Annotated in this window: 12 protein-coding genes; 5 read left to right on the top strand and 7 right to left on the bottom strand. The window is 62.6% G+C overall.

Annotated features, from left to right (window positions below):
• Positions 1-112: 112 nt before the first annotated feature.
• Both QTA58_RS17230 and QTA58_RS17225 read right to left on the bottom strand, forming a co-directional pair.
• Positions 113-616: a GNAT family protein gene (locus QTA58_RS17230; RefSeq protein WP_289669759.1), complete on the bottom strand. Its 504-nt coding sequence runs from the start codon at positions 614-616 to the stop codon at positions 113-115.
• On the bottom strand, positions 616-2,805 hold the full coding sequence (locus QTA58_RS17225; protein ID WP_289669758.1) for an anthranilate synthase: 2,190 nt from the start codon (positions 2,803-2,805) through the stop codon (positions 616-618). Before QTA58_RS17225 ends, QTA58_RS17230 begins: the two co-directional genes overlap by 1 nt.
• Positions 2,806-3,125: 320 nt before the next feature.
• Here QTA58_RS17225 and QTA58_RS17220 point away from each other — a divergent pair, with 320 nt between their 5' ends.
• Entirely contained in the window at positions 3,126-4,046 is a 921-nt protein-coding gene (locus tag QTA58_RS17220; protein ID WP_289669757.1) for an extensin family protein, read from the top strand.
• Between the two features lie 211 nt (positions 4,047-4,257).
• Here QTA58_RS17220 and QTA58_RS17215 read toward each other — a convergent pair whose 3' ends face one another.
• Complete coding sequence (locus tag QTA58_RS17215) at positions 4,258-5,937, bottom strand: formate--tetrahydrofolate ligase (RefSeq protein WP_289669756.1); 1,680 nt, start codon at positions 5,935-5,937, stop codon at positions 4,258-4,260.
• 180 nt (positions 5,938-6,117) lie between these two features.
• Complete coding sequence (locus tag QTA58_RS17210; RefSeq protein ID WP_289669755.1) at positions 6,118-8,319, bottom strand: TonB-dependent hemoglobin/transferrin/lactoferrin family receptor; 2,202 nt, start codon at positions 8,317-8,319, stop codon at positions 6,118-6,120.
• 286 nt (positions 8,320-8,605) lie between these two features.
• On the opposite strand from QTA58_RS17210, the gene QTA58_RS17205 reads away from it, so the two are divergent.
• On the top strand, positions 8,606-9,127 hold the full coding sequence (locus tag QTA58_RS17205; protein WP_085424968.1) for a TIGR00645 family protein: 522 nt from the start codon (positions 8,606-8,608) through the stop codon (positions 9,125-9,127).
• Positions 9,128-9,344: 217 nt separating this feature from the next.
• Here QTA58_RS17205 and putA read toward each other — a convergent pair whose 3' ends face one another.
• The gene (putA, locus tag QTA58_RS17200) at positions 9,345-12,467 is read right to left on the bottom strand and encodes a bifunctional proline dehydrogenase/L-glutamate gamma-semialdehyde dehydrogenase PutA (RefSeq protein WP_289669754.1); all 3,123 of its coding nucleotides are present in this window, start codon (positions 12,465-12,467) and stop codon (positions 9,345-9,347) included.
• 110 nt (positions 12,468-12,577) lie between these two features.
• On the opposite strand from putA, the gene QTA58_RS17195 reads away from it, so the two are divergent.
• The 3 genes from QTA58_RS17195 (at position 12,578) to QTA58_RS17185 (ending at position 14,433) form a co-directional block, all read left to right on the top strand.
• A complete protein-coding gene (locus tag QTA58_RS17195; RefSeq protein ID WP_085424970.1) occupies positions 12,578-13,039 on the top strand; it encodes an Lrp/AsnC ligand binding domain-containing protein in 462 nt (153 codons plus the stop codon).
• Positions 13,040-13,197: 158 nt separating this feature from the next.
• Positions 13,198-13,923, top strand: coding sequence for a LuxR family transcriptional regulator (locus QTA58_RS17190; RefSeq protein WP_289669753.1), 726 nt, complete (start codon positions 13,198-13,200; stop codon positions 13,921-13,923).
• Positions 13,924-14,031: 108 nt separating this feature from the next.
• Positions 14,032-14,433, top strand: a complete 402-nt coding sequence (locus QTA58_RS17185; protein WP_289669752.1) for a PAS domain-containing protein — start codon at positions 14,032-14,034, stop codon at positions 14,431-14,433.
• A 23-nt stretch (positions 14,434-14,456) separates the two neighbouring features.
• Here the strand turns inward: QTA58_RS17185 and QTA58_RS17180 are convergent, their stop codons facing one another.
• Together QTA58_RS17180 and QTA58_RS17175 are read right to left on the bottom strand one after the other, a co-directional pair.
• On the bottom strand, positions 14,457-14,684 hold the full coding sequence (locus QTA58_RS17180; protein ID WP_289669751.1) for a hypothetical protein: 228 nt from the start codon (positions 14,682-14,684) through the stop codon (positions 14,457-14,459).
• A complete protein-coding gene (locus QTA58_RS17175) occupies positions 14,681-15,844 on the bottom strand; it encodes a DUF2333 family protein (protein WP_289669750.1) in 1,164 nt (387 codons plus the stop codon). Before QTA58_RS17175 ends, QTA58_RS17180 begins: the two co-directional genes overlap by 4 nt.
• Between the last annotated feature and the right edge of the window lie 57 nt (positions 15,845-15,901).

Genomic DNA, 15,901 nt, shown 5'->3' with positions numbered 1-15,901 from the left:
GCAGGGCCGGAGCCCCAAAACGGCGAAACCGCCGGCGCAACGGATGTTGCTCGGCGGTTTCGGTTGGCCGGGTGTATGCCTCAGATGGGCGGGCTTGTCAAAGGAGAATGGCCTACCCGAAGATCACTGCCATCTGGATCGCGTCGATATACCGTCCGTCGATCCTCACCGCGTCGCGGGCCACGCCTTCCTGCACGAAGCCGACCTTTTCGTAGAGCGCGATCGCTCTGGGATTGTCCGCATGAACATGGAGTTCGACGCGATGCAGGCCAAGTTCGCGGGCGGCATCGAGAGCCGCCGTGATCAGCCGCCTGCCCAATCCCTTGTCGCGATGGCCGGGAATGATGCCCATGCCGAGCGAACCGCGATGTGCATGGCTCGGCCTGCCCTCCCGGCGGATATCGCACCAGCCGACTACTTCGCCGTCAACGACCGCCACGAATTGCGGATGCCCGTTTTCGATCATGTCGAGAATGAAGGAGCGTGTGGATTCGAGCGGCGGCGCCTCCAGGAAGGTCAGATATTTCCGCTCGCGCGAGACCGTATCGAGAGCCCTGTGAAAGCTCTCGATATGCTTGGGCCGCATGGCCTCGATGCTGACGGCTCCGGAAGCCATCACGCAGCCTTCGTTTCGCGTTTGCGCGAAAGATGCGCCACGACGTTCTCGATCATCCGCATGCCGGCGTCGCCGCCGAGCGTCATGATCGATTCGGGGTGGAACTGCACCGCCGCGACCGGCTCCTTGATATGCTCGATACCCATGATCGTGCCGTCCTCGCTTTCCGCCGTGATCGTGAAGTCGGGATGCAGCGTCTTGGGGTCGGCGAAGATCGAGTGATAGCGGCCGACCGTCACTTCCCGGGCGAGCCCGGAGAAGACGATGCCCGGCTCCAGCACGCGGATGCGCGAAGGCTTGCCGTGCATGGGAAGCGCGAGATGCCTCAATTCGCCGCCATAGGCCTCGGCGAGTGCCTGCAGGCCGAGGCAGACGCCGAAGATCGGCAGGTTCCGGGCCCTGGCCTTCTTGATCGTCGCCTTGCAGTCGAAATCCTTCGGATTGCCCGGACCGGGCGACAGCACCACAAGGTCCGGATCGAGCCGGTCGAAGACCTCTTCCGGCACCGGCGTGCGCACGGTCGAGACGGTGGCGCCCGTCTGGCGGAAATAGTTGGCGAGCGTGTGGACGAAACTGTCCTCGTGGTCGACGAGCAGGATCTTCACGCCCTGCCCGACGCGCGCGACGTCGCGGCCGGCCTTGGCCGTATTGCCGGTCCGCGCGTCGCGGATGGCGGCAAGCATGGCGGAAGCCTTCAGTTCGGTTTCCGCCTCTTCCTCATGGGGATCGCTGTCGTTCAAAAGCGTCGCTCCTGCTCTCACTTCCGCAATGCCGTCCTTGACGCGGATGGTCCGCAGCGTCAGCCCGGTGTTCATGTCGCCGTTGAAGCCCACCATGCCGATCGCCCCGCCATACCAGGCGCGCGGGCTCTTCTCGTGGTTCTCGATGAAGCGCATGGCCCAGAGCTTCGGCGCGCCGGTGACCGTCACCGCCCAGGCATGCGACAGGAAACCGTCGAAAGCGTCCATGTCCGGACGCAGGCGTCCCTCGATGTGGTCGACGGTGTGGATGAGGCGCGAATACATCTCGATCTGCCGCCGGCCGATCACCTTGACCGAACCCGGCTCGCAGACGCGCGATTTGTCGTTGCGGTCCACATCCGAGCACATGGTGAGCTCGGATTCGTCCTTCTTGGAATTGAGCAGCTTCAGAATCTGCTCGCTGTCCGAGATCGCGTCCTCGCCGCGCTTGATCGTGCCGGAAATCGGGCACGTCTCGATCCGCCGGCCCGAAACGCGCACGAACATCTCCGGCGAGGCGCCGATCAGGTATTCCTGCTTCCCCAGATTGATGAAGAAGGAATAGGGCGACGGATTGATCGCCTTCAGCCGGTTGGAAATCTCCGAAGGCTTGCTATCGCAGCGCTCCATGAATTTCTGGCCGGGCACCACCTCGAAGAGGTCGCCGCGGCGGAAACTCTCCTTGGCCTTGGTGACGAGCCGGGCGTATTCGCCGGGCTTGTGATCGCCCTTCGGCGGCACAGCCGTCGTACGCTGGAAGGGCTCGGCCGCGATTTCGTCCGATCTGCCCTCGGTCGTCACGCCATCCCTGGCAAAGTCGTAGCGGTCGATCCAGGCCTTGGCCGCGTGATGATCGACGACCAGGATTTCGTCCGGCAGGAAGAGCACCATGTCGCGCTGATCTTCCGGCCGCTGCATGGAAAGCTTGATGGCATCGAACTGGAAGGCGAGATCGTAGCCGAAGGCGCCGAAGAGGCCGATCGCCGAATCCGCTTCCGAATGGAAGAGATCGACGATGGCGCGCAGCACGGAAAAGACCGTCGGCATCTTGGACCGCTCTTCTTCCGTGAAGACGCGGGCGGGCTCGTTGACGGTGAGGTCCAGCCTGCGGGCGGTGCTTGCCCCGAGCGTCAGGTCGGCGACCGTCTTCAGCTTGGCCGTGACGAATCCGAGCAGCACTTCGCCGCGTTCGTTATAGGCCTCGATCCACACCTTGCGGCCGTTGCAGGAAATGCCGAGCGGCGGATCGACGATCGCGGTGTCCCAGCGGGTGTAGCGTCCGGGATACTCGTAGTTGGAGGAGAACACCGCGCCCCGCCGCTCATCGAGCCTGTCCACATAGGAGGAGATGGCGCTGGCATAATCGGCCGCGCGCCGCTGGCGGCTGACGGTGATCCCTCCCCGGGTCTCGTAAACTTCCGAACCGTCATCCCGAATGATCGTTACCATTGTCCTCTCCGATCCTTTGTTTCGGCGCAGCTCCGGAGGGAAACCTTCCCGGAACTGCTCGTTGCCCGGTCTCTTTGCGGCCAACAAAAAAGCCGCCTCGGTTCTCGGGCGGCTTTGTGTCGTCTGTCGATGGACATGACTGGTCAAGGCCGCGTGAAGCGTGCCGGCCACCAGTTACCGATGTTCATCGAAATCGTCATGGGCGGAATTGTTAGCCGCAGTCGCGGCGGCGCGCAAGCGAATTTCTTCCGCTGCGATGCGACCAAAACCGGGGCAAACGCGTTGCCACCCCGCAAACCCGCCCCAGGGAGGAAACGAGCATGCCGCGGTTCTGGATATTGCTTCTGATCGGCGCGCCCTTTCTGACAGGCGCCACCCTGCCGGGAACCGGCCCGGTTCCGGTCGAAAAACCGGCCGAAAAGACCGAGCCGGCACCCGAGGCCAAATCGCCGGAAACCGGAGCTCCGAAGGCTCCGGCTCCGGAAGGCGGCACCCTTGCGCCACCAGCTCCCACCGAGACCGAACCGCCCGCCGCCGCCGAGGTTCCCAAGCCCCTGCCGAAACCGGCACCGGACACGTCCACGACGCCCGCGACGGACGACGGCCCCAAGCCCGACGGCAAGGAGGAAGAAGAGGACAAGGCCGCGGCTCCCCCTCCTCCGCCCCCGCCGCCGCTCGTCAAGGAAGACCCCGAGGAACTGAAGGCCTGTCTCGCCGACCTCACTTCCCTCGGTGCGAAGTTCCAGTCGATCGCTCCGATCGACGACGGCAACGGCTGCGGTATCGAGCATCCGATCGAGGTCGCGGAGGTCCTGCCGGGTGTCCGGCTTGGCGGCGCCCGAATGCGATGCAAGACGGCGCTCACCCTGGCGCACTGGCTGAAGGATACGGTGCAGCCGGCGATGAACATCGCCATGCCGGGGCGGAAGATCGCGGGCCTCGTCCCGGGCTCCACCTACGACTGCCGGCTTCGCAACAGCGCCTCGACGGGAAAGATTTCCGAACACGCTCGCGGCAACGCGTTCGACGTCGCCGCCTTCAAGCTCGACGACGGCAAGACGTTGGAGATGAAGCCGCGCGACGAGGATTCCACGCTGGAAGGCGCCTTTCAGCGCACCGCGACCGCCGGCGCCTGCCTGCATTTCACCACCGTGCTCTCCCCGGGCAGCGACGCCGCCCACGAGACCCACCTGCATCTCGACATCATGGAGCGGAAAAACGGATACCGGTATTGCCGTTAGAGCATTGCCCCTCATCCGCCTGTCGGCACCTTCTCCCCGCGCGCGGGAAGAAGGAACTATGCCGCACCGTTTTCCCACGTTCTTCGTCGTGCGTTAGGCACGCCCTCTCCGCCGTCGAACAAGGTCGATCGTGGCACGTCCCCTCTCCCCGCTAGCGGGGAGAGGGTTAGGGTGAGGGGCAAGGGCCAGCAAATGCGAAGCCGGCCAGCCCTCAGAATAACCCCTCCACATATCCCTCGTCATTCAAAAAAATCCGCTCGGCGGAAGGCACGCGCGGCAGGCCGGGCATGGTCATGATCTCGCCGGTGATGGCGACGACGAAGCCGGCGCCGGCCGAAAGCCTGACTTCGCGCACATGCACCACATGGCCTTCCGGCGCGCCGCGCAGGTTGGGATCGGTGGAAAAGGAATATTGCGTCTTGGCGATGCAGATCGGCAGGTCGCCGTAGCCCTGCTCCTCCCAGGCCTTGAGCTGGTCGCGCACGCCCTTGTCGGTGGTCACCTCGCCCGCATGATAGATCTTCGAGGCGATGATCTCGATCTTTTCGAGAAGCGGCAGATGCTCGGGATAAAGCGGCTGGAACCTCGCCTGCCCGCCTTCCGCAAGCTCCACCACCTTATGGGCGAGTTCCTCGATGCCCGCCGAACCCTCCGCCCAGTGCCGGCAGAGGATGGCGTCCGCCCCGTGACGCGCCACGTAGTCCTTCACCGCGGCGATCTCGGCCTCCGTATCCGAGGTGAAATGGTTGATCGCGACGACCACGGGAACGCCGAACCTTCGGACATTGGCGATATGCCGGCCGAGATTGGAGCAGCCGCGCGAGAGCGCCTCGACATTCTCGTGGCCGAGATCCTCCTTCCGCACGCCGCCGTTCATCTTCAGCGCCCGGACCGTCGCGACGATCACGGCCGCATCCGGCTTCAGCCCCGCCTTGCGGCACTTGATGTCGAAGAATTTCTCCGCGCCGAGATCCGCCCCGAACCCCGCTTCCGTCACCACGTAATCGCCGAGCTTCAGCGCCGTCTTCGTGGCGATGACCGAATTGCAGCCGTGCGCGATGTTGGCGAACGGCCCGCCATGCACGAAGGCCGGGTTGTTCTCGAGCGTCTGCACGAGGTTCGGCTGCATGGCGTCCTTGAGCAGCACCGTCATGGCCTGATGCGCCTTCAGGTCGCGCGCGAAGACCGGCGTCCTGTCGAAGCGGTAGCCGACGACGATGCCGCCGAGCCGTCTTTCGAGGTCCTCGAGGTCCGCCGCCAGGCAGAGGATCGCCATCACCTCCGAAGCGACCGTGATGTCGAACCCGCTTTCGCGCGGAAAACCGTTGGCCACGCCGCCGAGCGAGACGACGGCCTGCCGAAGCGCCCGGTCGTTCATGTCCATGACCCGCCGCCAGGTGATGCGGCGCACGTCTATGTTCTCGGCATTGCCCCAGTAGATATGATTGTCGACGAGCGCCGAAAGCAGGTTGTTCGCCGCCGTGATCGCGTGGAAATCGCCGGTGAAATGCAGGTTGATGTCCTCCATCGGCACGACCTGCGCATACCCTCCGCCGGCCGCCCCGCCCTTCACGCCGAAACAGGGCCCGAGCGAAGGCTCGCGAATGCAGATCACCGCCTTTTTGCCGATGCGGTTCAATCCGTCGCCGAGGCCGACGGTCGTGGTCGTCTTGCCCTCGCCCGCCGGCGTCGGATTGATCGCCGTGACGAGGATGAGCCTGCCGTCCTTGCGGCCGGAAAGCGAGGCTATGAATTCGGCGCCGACCTTCGCCTTGTCGTTGCCGTAGGGCGCCAGCGCCTCCGCGGGTATTCCCAGCCGCGCGCCGATCTCCGCGATCGGTTTCTTGGCAGCGGCCCGCGCGATCTCGATATCCGACTTGACGGCTGTCATGCGCTCTTCCCCCGTTCCCATGGTTGGCGGCATTCAAATATGCTTGTGCGGTTATGAATAACGAAGGAACGGTAATGTGGGAATGGCCGGGAAGGCAGCCTTTCGAGGTGCAAACAGCAAAAAGGGCGGCGCAACCCCTCGCGCCGCCCTCCGAGGCGTCCCCCGCCCCTTTTCCTGATCTTAGAACCGCTGCGTGAGCGAGACTTTGAACGTCCGGCCCGGCTCGGAGTAGAAGGCCTTGTTTGAAGACGAGGCCGTGACCGATGTGTAATCCTTCATTTCCAGGGCATCGTAATACTCGCGATCGAAGATATTGTAGACGCCCGCCTGGATACGCAATCCCTTCAATTGCTCTGGCTCCCACCAGCCCGTCAGGTTGAAGATTGCATAGCCCGATGCCTTGAAACTGGACGGGGAGAGATTAGACACCCCAGCCACAGCGACCATCGACAGCTCACTTCCCCAATTCTCAGCTCCATATCCCGCGCCTAAAATGGCCTTGAGCGGTGGGACCGAGTCGAGAAGCTCGCCTGTGTTTTCGTCTTCGCCATAGGCGTAAGCTACGGAAGCCCGAACATTGAAGCCGTTGTCGAATGCCTTGTGAGCCTTGGCTTCGATACCATAAATACGAACGCGATCCCGATTGAAGAACTGGATCGATCCCAACATATAGCCCGGGGTGGCCACGGTGTCGGAATCGATGAAATTACGGTACTTGTTGTAAAATCCCTTGATGCTGCCTCCGAACGCTGCGTCACCAAAGTTGGCTCCGACTTCAAAACCGCTGCTGGTCTCGGATTCCAAGTCCGGATTGCCGATCTGGCGATAGAACGGAGCGTTATCATAGTTGCTGTAGAGCTGGCTGACGCTTGGTGACTTGAAGCCCATTGCCCATTGCGCATAGAACTCGACATCTTCGTGCAACTGATAGGCAAGCCGCACCTTGGGCGAAATTGCCCAATCTGTATCCGCGTCCGGCAAACCGGTGTATCCGCTGTTGTTTTCATATTGCTCCGTCGAGGATGGACGGTAGTCGAACCAGTCAAAGCGAACACCGGGGGTCAACGAGAATCCGCTGTCGCCGATTGAGATCTTGTCGTCGGCATAAATACCGATGCGCGCGCCATCGACATCCGGCTCATCCGATTGATTATTGTGATAAAATGCGCAGGCAGGGACGTAAGTTACATCGCAACTGTCTTCACCGTTGATATATTGATGCGTGGTGAAGATCGAAGCGTCACCGCCAACAGTTATCTCATGGAGAAGAGGGCCCGCCTCGTAGACTCCGGTCAATGCACCGACAACGCCCCAACTCTTTTCCGTCTTGTCGCTGAGCCGATAGTACTCGCCGACCGGGGCCGTGAGACGATAACCGTCTGGCCCCTCGTGGCGCAGGATTCGTTGCCAATAGATCGAAGCCCAAGCGCTCTGAATGAAGCTGTCATCGCTGATTGCATCATATCTGTAGTCGAGCGAAACGCGCTCCCGCCGCAAGTCCGAGATCCGGTCGTAGTCATCAATACGGTAGGTAGTGCCCTGTTCCTGTCGCAGATCTTCCGTGGAATCCATGTTGTATCGCTCTGCGGTCAATCCAATCCGATGGCCGCCGTCAAGGTCGTGTCGAACTTTAAAGAGGAGGTTCGATTTGTCGTAGTCCATCGGATTGGCTTCCGTGCGGGCGGTACCGTATCCGCCGGTTGAGCCCGCCGTTTTCGTCTCATGACCCTTTTTGTAGCTTCCCTGAAAGAGAATGGACGTATTTTCGATGCGCTTGGCGACGGCGGCGGAACCAATGACGGAACGGTCGCTGCTATCGTATGTCAGCTTCGAAATGCCGCCCCAATTACTGCCTTCGGGAATAAGGTCTTCGGGCTCCAGAGTCCTGAGGACGACCGCCCCGCCCAAAGCACCAGACCCGACGCGGCTCGAATCGCCGCCGCGCACGATATCGATCGTCGAAAGCGCCGAGAAATCATAGGCATCGACACCGCCGAACGCGCCACGCACAGGGTCGGAAAGGTAAGGAATCGGAATACCATCGATAGTCGTCACTACACGGTCGTCTTCCAGGCCGCGTATGTTGACGCTTTTTGTTGCAGAGACGAAGCTGACACCGGGCTCTACCGTATTGCCGAGGTCGTCAAGGTCCTCGATATCCCGCTTATCGAGCGTCTCCTTCGTCGTTTCGGAAGCCAGGGGAGTATCTGCCGCGGTTCCTTTCTTCAGGCGCGACGACTTCCCCTTCAGCACGATCGGCCGCAGGGTCGTGCCGTTTTCCTGTGCCTGCTGAGCCTGCTGGGCCGAGGCTTCGGCGGCAAGGGAAAGCGCCGCGAGCGCGGTGCAGGTGGTGAGGATCGATCGCAAACGCCGGCTGACCATAACTGTCCTTTCGAGGAGGCACGCGAAATCACGGGCGCGCGAAAGCGCGCCGGAGGCGGCGGCCCGTTTTCAAATCTGGCTAAAATGTGGCGGGAGGCAGAAAATTGCCTTATTCATGCCATTAGAAAACATGACTGTTATTGTCAATTATTAAAACATGACTCTGTTCATCATATTTCTGCGAGGATAGCCGCGTTGCGGAAATGCAACAACCTTCCGCGCCGTCTTGCAGCCTTCACCATCGCCGATTATGTGAAGCGCGTCCTTTCAATCGCGCGGAGATCGCATGAAATCGCTGGAATTGCTGGTCGAGAAGATCATCCTCTCAAGCCGCTGGCTCCTGGTCGCATTCTACCTCGGGCTGGTCGCTGCCCTCGCGGTCTACGCCCTCTCCTTCGCCATGAAATTCTGGAAAGTCGCCAAGGACGTCTTTTCGCTCGGAGAGGCCGAGATGATCCTCGCCATGCTGGGCCTGATCGACGCCGCGCTCGTTGCGAGCCTCATCGTCATGGTGATGATCTCCGGCTACGAGAATTTCGTGAGCCGCTTCGACGAGACCGAGGCCGACGTCTCCTTTCTCGGCAAGCTCGATGCCGGCAGCCTGAAGATCAAGGTGGCATCGTCGATCGTGGCGATCTCCTCGATCCACCTGCTGCAGATCTTCCTGAACGCCGCCCAGTACGACAATTGGAAGCTGATGTGGTACACGATCATCCACCTCGCCTTCGTCGTCTCGGCCGTCATGCTCGGCTGGCTGGAACGCATCATGTCGAAGGCGAAGGCCGAAAAATACGAGGAGAAGCTTTGAGGTTTCCTTCCACGAAAAAAGCCCGGATCGCTCCGGGCTTTTTTCGTTCGGAACGCAGGGCTCGGTATGCCGCCTGAACTCCGAGCGTTCGGCGCTGCAATCATTGCACCGGAGTGATTGAAGCAGCCGCGCCTTGCCGGCGCCTCGCTTTGGCTCGGCGCGTTCGACGCTCAAAACGCTCCACCGGAGCGTTTTGCCGGCCTTCGGCCGTCGCGTCTCACCCCTCGCCGATCGCGATCAGGCTGGCATTGCCGCCGGCGGCGGCCGTGTTGACCGAGATCACCTGCTCCTCGGCGAACCGCATCAGGTAGGCCGGGCCGCCCGCCTTGAAGCCGGTGCCGGAAAGGCCGGAGCCGCCGAAGGGCTGGGTGCCGACCACGGCGCCGATCATGTTGCGGTTGACATAGACATTGCCGACATCCAGCGCCTCCGTCACCTTGCGGATCGTGGATTCGATGCGGCTGTGGATGCCGAGCGTCAGCCCGTAGCCGGTGGCGTCGATGGCGGAAAGCACCTTGTCGAGCTCCTTCGCCTTCCAGCGCACCACGTGCAGCACGGGGCCGAAGACTTCCTTGGTCAGCGCCGCGGGGCTGTCGAGCTCGACGATATGCGGCGCGAAGAAATTGCCCGTCTCAGGCACCTGTCCGGCATAGCGCACCTTCTGCTTCACCCGCATCTCCGCCACATGGTCGGAAAGCATCCGCCGCTGGTTCTCGTCGATGATCGGGCCGACATCGGTATTCTGCCGGATGGGGTCGCCGAGGTTGAGTTCCGCCGCCGCCCCCTCGATCATTCTCAGCATGCCGTCGGCCACGTCCTCCTGCAGGAAGAGCAGGCGCAGCGCCGAGCAGCGCTGGCCGGCCGAGCGGAAGGCCGAGACGACCACGTCGTCCGCCACCTGTTCGGAAAGCGCCGTCGCGTCGACGATCATCGCGTTGATGCCGCCGGTCTCGGCGATGAGTGGCACGATCGGCCCGTCCTTGGCGGCAAGCGCCCGGTTGATCGCCCAGGCCGTCCTCGTCGAACCGGTGAAGGCTACGCCCGCGAGCTTCGGATGCGCGGTGATCGCCGCGCCCACCTCCGGACCGCCCGGCAGCAATGCCAGCGCCTCCGCCGGCACCCCGGCCTGATGGAAGAACCTGATCGCCTCGAAAGCGATCAGCGGCGTCTGCGGCGCCGGCTTGGCGACCACCGTATTGCCGGCCACGAGAGCCGCCGAAATCTGGCCGAGGAAGATGGCGAGCGGGAAATTCCAGGGCGAGATGCAGCCGAACACGCCGCGGCCGCGCCAGAGATGGCGGTTGTCCTCACCGGTCGGGCCGGGCATCGGCACCGGCGCGCCGAAGAGTTCGCGCCCCTTGTCGGCATAGTAGCGGCAGAAATCCACCGCCTCGCGGATCTCCGCAATGCCGTCGTCCAGCGTCTTGCCGGCTTCCGCGGCAAGCAGCGCCAGCAGCCGGTCGCGGTTTTCTTCGAGCAGGCCGGCCATCCGCTCCAGGCAGGCGGCGCGGGTCTCCACCGGCTGGCGCGACCAGGCCTTGAAGGCCTTGCCTGCGGCCGCGAACGCGGCGTCGACATCCTGCACGGTCGCGTGACGCACCGTACCGACGGTCTTCGACCGGTCGGCGGGCGACGTGACCTGCTTTTCTTCGGCTTTCGAGGTGAGGCCCGCGACCAGCGGCCCCGCCTTCACCTCTCCCCAGGGCCTCGACAGGCTCTGCGTCAGCCGGTCGAGGCTGTCGCGATGGCCGAATTCGAAACCGGCGCTGTTCTTGCGGCGTCCGTAGATGTCGGATGGCAGCGGGATCTGCTTGTGCCGCGCGCCGATGCCGTCGTCGAGGCCGAGCCGCGCCGCCGGTCTTTCCAGAAGCTTCTCTACCGCGACGTTCTTGTCGCCGGCCACCGCCACGAAGGAGGAGTTGGCGCCGTTCTCCAGCAGGCGGCGCACGAGATAGGCGAGCAGGTCGCGATAGCCGCCGACCGGCGCATAGATGCGGCAGGCGATCCGGTCGTTGCTTTCGAGCAGGTCGTCGTAAAGCGCCTCGCCCATGCCGTGCAGCCGCTGGAACTCGAAGCCGGAACGGTCCGGACCGGCAAGTTCCAGGATGGTCGAGACCGTCAGGGCGTTGTGGGTGGCGAACTGCGGAAAGATACGCGCCCGCTTGGAAAGGAGCTGCTGGGCGCAGGCGAGATAGGAAAGGTCCGTCGCGGGCTTGCGCGTCCAGACCGGATAGTCCTCCAGCCCCCGTTCCTGCGCCCGCTTCACCTCCGTGTCCCAATAGGCGCCCTTGACGAGGCGCACCATCATGCGCCGGCCGAGCGTCGCGCAGAGCTGGTCGACATAGTCGATTACATGAGCCGCCCGCTTCTGATAGGCTTGGATCGCCAGCCCGAATCCGTCCCAGCCGGAAAGCGACGGATCGGAAAAGACGGCGGCGATCACGTCGAGCGACAGTTCCAGCCGGTCGGCCTCCTCCGCATCGACGGTGAAGTTGAGCTGGTGTTCCTTCGCCATCCGCGCGAGATCGGTGAGGTCGGGCACGAGTTCCTTCATCACCCGGTCGCGGTGGGTCGCAAGGTAGCGCGGATGCAGCGCCGAGAGCTTGACCGAGATGCCCATGCGGTCGGGAAGCTGCTTGCCCTTGCCGTTCTTCGCCATATAGGCGCCGATCGCCTGGATCGCGTCGGCATAGGAGCGGAAATAGCGCTTGGCATCCTCCGCCGTGCGCGCGCCCTCGCCCAGCATGTCGAAGGAATGGCGGTATCCCTTCTCCTCGCTCTTGGCGGCGCGGGAAAGCGCGTCCTTCATCGTCTCGCCGAGCACGAAATGGTGGCCGAGGAAACGCATCGCCTGCTTGGTGGCGCTACGCACGGTCGGCAGGCCGACGCGCTTGACGAGGTCGCGAAGGATCCCCTCCGGCGTTTCGCCGGGTCCGATGACGCGGGCCGAGACGGCAAGCGCCCAGGCCGAGGCCGACACGAACCAGCTTTCGCCCGATGCCTCGTGGGTGCTCCAGCCGCCCTCGCGCAGCTTGTCCTCGATCAGCCTGTCCTGCGTCAGCGCGTCCGGCACGCGCAGCAGCGCCTCGGCGAGCACCATCAGCGCCAGCCCCTCGCGGGTCGAAAGACCGTATTCCCGCAGGAAATCCTCGACGCCGCCGACCTTGCCCGAACCGTCGCGGATGGCGTTGATCATCCGCCGCGCCCGCTGGTCGATCGCCGCGTCCTGCGCCTGCGAAAAACTGGTGCGGGCGGCGAATTGCCGGATCAGCCGGTCGTCGTCGCCGGCATAGGGGGCGTTGAAAGGAATGAATGGCTCGGTCAGAATCTGCTGGTTCATGGATGCCTCCGTTTCATTCTCCACATAGCGGGAATTCCCTGGCGATTTCGGCGGATTTCTGCGACACTTACCGGATATTAAACTAGATTCACTCCACTTGGCAGGCGAAAATGAAGGAACTCGACCGTCTCGACCGCAAGATCCTTCGGGCGCTCCAGAAGGAAGGCCGTCTGAGCAACATAGAACTCGCCGATCGCGTCAGCCTTTCGCCGACCGCGACCGCCGAGCGCGTCAAGCGGCTGACCCGCGAGGGTTACATCCTCGGCTACAGCGCCCAGCTCTCGCCGGAAAAGCTCGGCCGCAACCTGCTCGTCTTTGTGCAGGTGAAACTTGATCGTACCACACCCGACGTTTTCGATGCATTCGCTGCCGCCGTCAAACGCAGCGACGACGTCATGGAATGCCATATGGTGGCAGGTGGCTTCGATTATCTGGTGAAGGCGCGCGTCGCCGGCATGGAAGCCTATCGCCAGTTCCTGTCGGAGGTGATTCTTCCCCTCCCCGGCGTCCGCGAAACCCACACCTATGCGGTGATGGAGGAAGTTAAGGGAACCGGATATATCCCTGTTTGAGGCAGGACCGGGATAACCCTCTGAATTCCCGATAAAAAAGTGATTGCCTATCACAAATTTCCTGAGTATCTGTTGCATTGCATGAAAATTTGCTGGCTATTCAAACAGATTTGTATATTTGTTAACGTTAACATAAATATTTCATCAGCTCGACCTGCATGATAACCTTGGAACGGCAATCGATACTCAACAGCGAAATTTCGGCCGCCGACTCGCAGGTGGAGATATTTGGCGTTCTGCAGCGGACCGCCCATGAATTCGGCTTCCGGCACGTCACTCTATTTGTCGCAAGGTCGCCGGACGAAGTGTTGCTGTCGCGGATGATCGTCGAGACGACGCTGCCCGCCGCCTATGTCCAGGAATTCGATCGCCGGCGCCTGCTCAAGCTCTGCCCGGTCGCACCTCTCATCTCCGAATCCGCCCTTCCCTTCTGCTGGTCGCTGGACGACCCGGAGAACATACGCGGTTTTGCGATCCCTTTTGTCATGGAAGAACTTCAGCGCCGCTACGATATTCTGACCAGCGTCGCCATGTCGCTCAATTCCATTGACGGCGACCGCTTCATGCTTCGCTTCGACGGCGTTCGGCCGCGCCTCACGCAGGTGGAGCTGAACGAGATCGGCATGATCGTGCTGCATGCCTTCGATGTCTTCGACAGGATCCGCCGCAGCGCCAAATCGGTTGCCGCCGGCCCCCTGACCACCCGCGAGCTCGAAGTCGTCCGCTGGACGGCGCAGGGCAAGACCTCGGTCGAGATCGGTCATATCCTGTCGCTCTCGGATCATACCGTGAATGCGTATATGACGAATGCCATCAAGAAACTGGATTGCGTTAACCGCACGCAGTTGGTAGCTAAAGCCATCAGATTGAAATTGATCGTATAATATAAGGACGCGGGGGCGACGCATCCTTATCCTACGTGGAGAAACCGATTGCCATTCTGGCTTGAACTCGCCCGGACAGATCCGAACAGACAACACGAAATCATAGGTTTGAGCGCCGAGGAAGTCGTCGAACTGGCGACGGCCTTCCGCCTCTACGGCTTCTGGCGTTTCGATATCGAGACCGGCCACCTGTTCGCGACCGAGGACGTCAGCCGCATCTTCGGCATCGAGCACCGGGAAGGCCCGATGAACCTCGTGGAGATCGGCGCCCGCATCCATCCCGAAGACATGCCGCTGCTCATGGAAACCTTCGAGCGCGCCAGCGCCGGCCGGCTGACCTATCACAATATCTATCGGATCAAGTCGGATGCGGAGCATTACAAATACGTCCGCACCGTCGGCAAGTTCCGCGACAGGCCGGGATCGTCCGGCGAGGTCGTCGGCATCACCTACGAATTCTTCGAGCGGCGCCCCGGCGTCACCTTCTTCCTCGACGAACCGGACGATTGAGGCAAAGTCCCGTTCCCAAGTCGTCACCCGACGCGGATCTCTTTTTCGAACCAGTGGTGGGCGTGGGGTTCGGCGCTGAAAGCCGCGACGTCGCGATAGCCTTCGCTCCGATAGAACGCCTGCGCCTCCACGCGCCGCGCGACGCCAAGCCCGCGCACATCGGATGCCGTCCATCCGCTTGATTTCGCCGGCTGGGACGTCGGCCAGGAAGAAATAGCCGGCGCAAGAAATTCCCGATCGAAACGCCTCAACGGTCGAGAACCGACCGCACTTCCACCAGGTTCGAACGGACCATCAGGGTATGGAAGCCCATCACGGCGAGATGGCTCGGCATGATCATGCCGTCCTCGCGGCCGTTGGAGACGATCGCCGGGCGGACGCGCAAAGCCGCCCTGAACCGGGCGAGCGTGTCGTTCCAGAGCGAGCCGAGATTGCGCTCGCGGATCACCTGGGAAAAATCGGCGCCGGCGCCGGAAAGCACGGCGTAATAGCCGTAGAGCTGCCCGTAGGCGAACCAGAACCGGTCGTCGGCGCGTGTGTCGAACCAGCCGGCGCTATTGTTTTCCGAGCGCTCGCGCAGGATCGCGGCCGTGCCGCCGAGATCGTTGGCGATGCGGTCGACGAACTGGATCAGGTTGTCGGCGCGGGTGTCGAACGTGGCGTTGCAGGACGAAAGGTCGGTATTGAAGGCCCTGAGCTTCTGGATTGCCGTGCGGTAATAGGCCGGCGTCGGCGTTTTGAAACCGAAGGGATCGAGGCCGAAATACCAGGAATATTCGTCGAACTGCAGGTTTCCGCGCGCATCCTGAAGGTTGCTGTTGATGCCGGACGTGCCGCGCACGCGCCCGAGCGTGTCGACGAGTTCGGTCGAAGTTCGGCGCACGGCCTGGTTCACACCGCGCTGGAACGAGGCCTTGTTGTCGAGGAAGGGCGTGTGGTCCCAGTCGATGCCGAAGAACCCGAGCCGGTAGAGCAGCATCGAGGAAATCCAGGCGTTCTGGTTGACGTTCATGTCGGTCAGGTCGGCCGCGGCGTCGACGATCGCCGACGACTGGCATTGCCGGGCTGCGGTATTCGTCGCGGTCGTTGCGGGCGCCGCATTGGCGCCTGCCGGGGCGGTCGTCGGCGGCAGTTCCTGTCCGGCGGGCGCGGTGCGCTCGGACCACCGGTAGCTGTCGACGAAATTCGGGTTGAAGCCGCTCCACACCTGCGTCTGCCAGAAGAAATAGCCGTAGAGGCCGACGAGGAGCACGAGAAGGGCGAGGATCGGTCCCTTAATCATCCAGTGACGCCGGCCGTACCAGCCGTGCGCAGCCATGAACGGCCAGAGGAGCCAGGCGACCAATAGGCCGATGCCTCTGCCGACGGCCTGTCCGATCCGTTGGAAGAAGGCGGTAATCCGGTCGAGCATCGCTGTCTCCTGTCAGGCGGCATCCGATTGGGCGGCCTCTGCTGCATCACACATATG

Source organism: Neorhizobium sp. CSC1952, assembly GCF_030378245.1.
Lineage (GTDB): Bacteria > Pseudomonadota > Alphaproteobacteria > Rhizobiales > Rhizobiaceae > Neorhizobium > Neorhizobium oryzae_A.
The sequence above is the reverse complement of the archived record's forward strand: the minus strand, read 5'-3'. Positions and strand labels throughout refer to the sequence as shown.

Bases quoted from the DNA above. Each gene is read 5' to 3' on its own strand.
- QTA58_RS17205 (WP_085424968.1), top strand. From the start codon at position 8,606: ATGAAATCGCTGGAATTGCTGGTCGAGAAGATCATCCTCTCAAGCCGC.
- QTA58_RS17225 (WP_289669758.1), bottom strand. From the start codon at position 2,805: ATGGTAACGATCATTCGGGATGACGGTTCGGAAGTTTACGAGACCCGG.
- QTA58_RS17175 (WP_289669750.1), bottom strand. From the start codon at position 15,844: ATGCTCGACCGGATTACCGCCTTCTTCCAACGGATCGGACAGGCCGTC.
- QTA58_RS17220 (WP_289669757.1), top strand. From the start codon at position 3,126: ATGCCGCGGTTCTGGATATTGCTTCTGATCGGCGCGCCCTTTCTGACA.
- QTA58_RS17190 (WP_289669753.1), top strand. From the start codon at position 13,198: ATGATAACCTTGGAACGGCAATCGATACTCAACAGCGAAATTTCGGCC.
- putA (WP_289669754.1), bottom strand. From the start codon at position 12,467: ATGAACCAGCAGATTCTGACCGAGCCATTCATTCCTTTCAACGCCCCC.
- QTA58_RS17195 (WP_085424970.1), top strand. From the start codon at position 12,578: ATGAAGGAACTCGACCGTCTCGACCGCAAGATCCTTCGGGCGCTCCAG.
- QTA58_RS17215 (WP_289669756.1), bottom strand. From the start codon at position 5,937: ATGACAGCCGTCAAGTCGGATATCGAGATCGCGCGGGCCGCTGCCAAG.
- QTA58_RS17230 (WP_289669759.1), bottom strand. From the start codon at position 616: ATGGCTTCCGGAGCCGTCAGCATCGAGGCCATGCGGCCCAAGCATATC.
- QTA58_RS17210 (WP_289669755.1), bottom strand. From the start codon at position 8,319: ATGGTCAGCCGGCGTTTGCGATCGATCCTCACCACCTGCACCGCGCTC.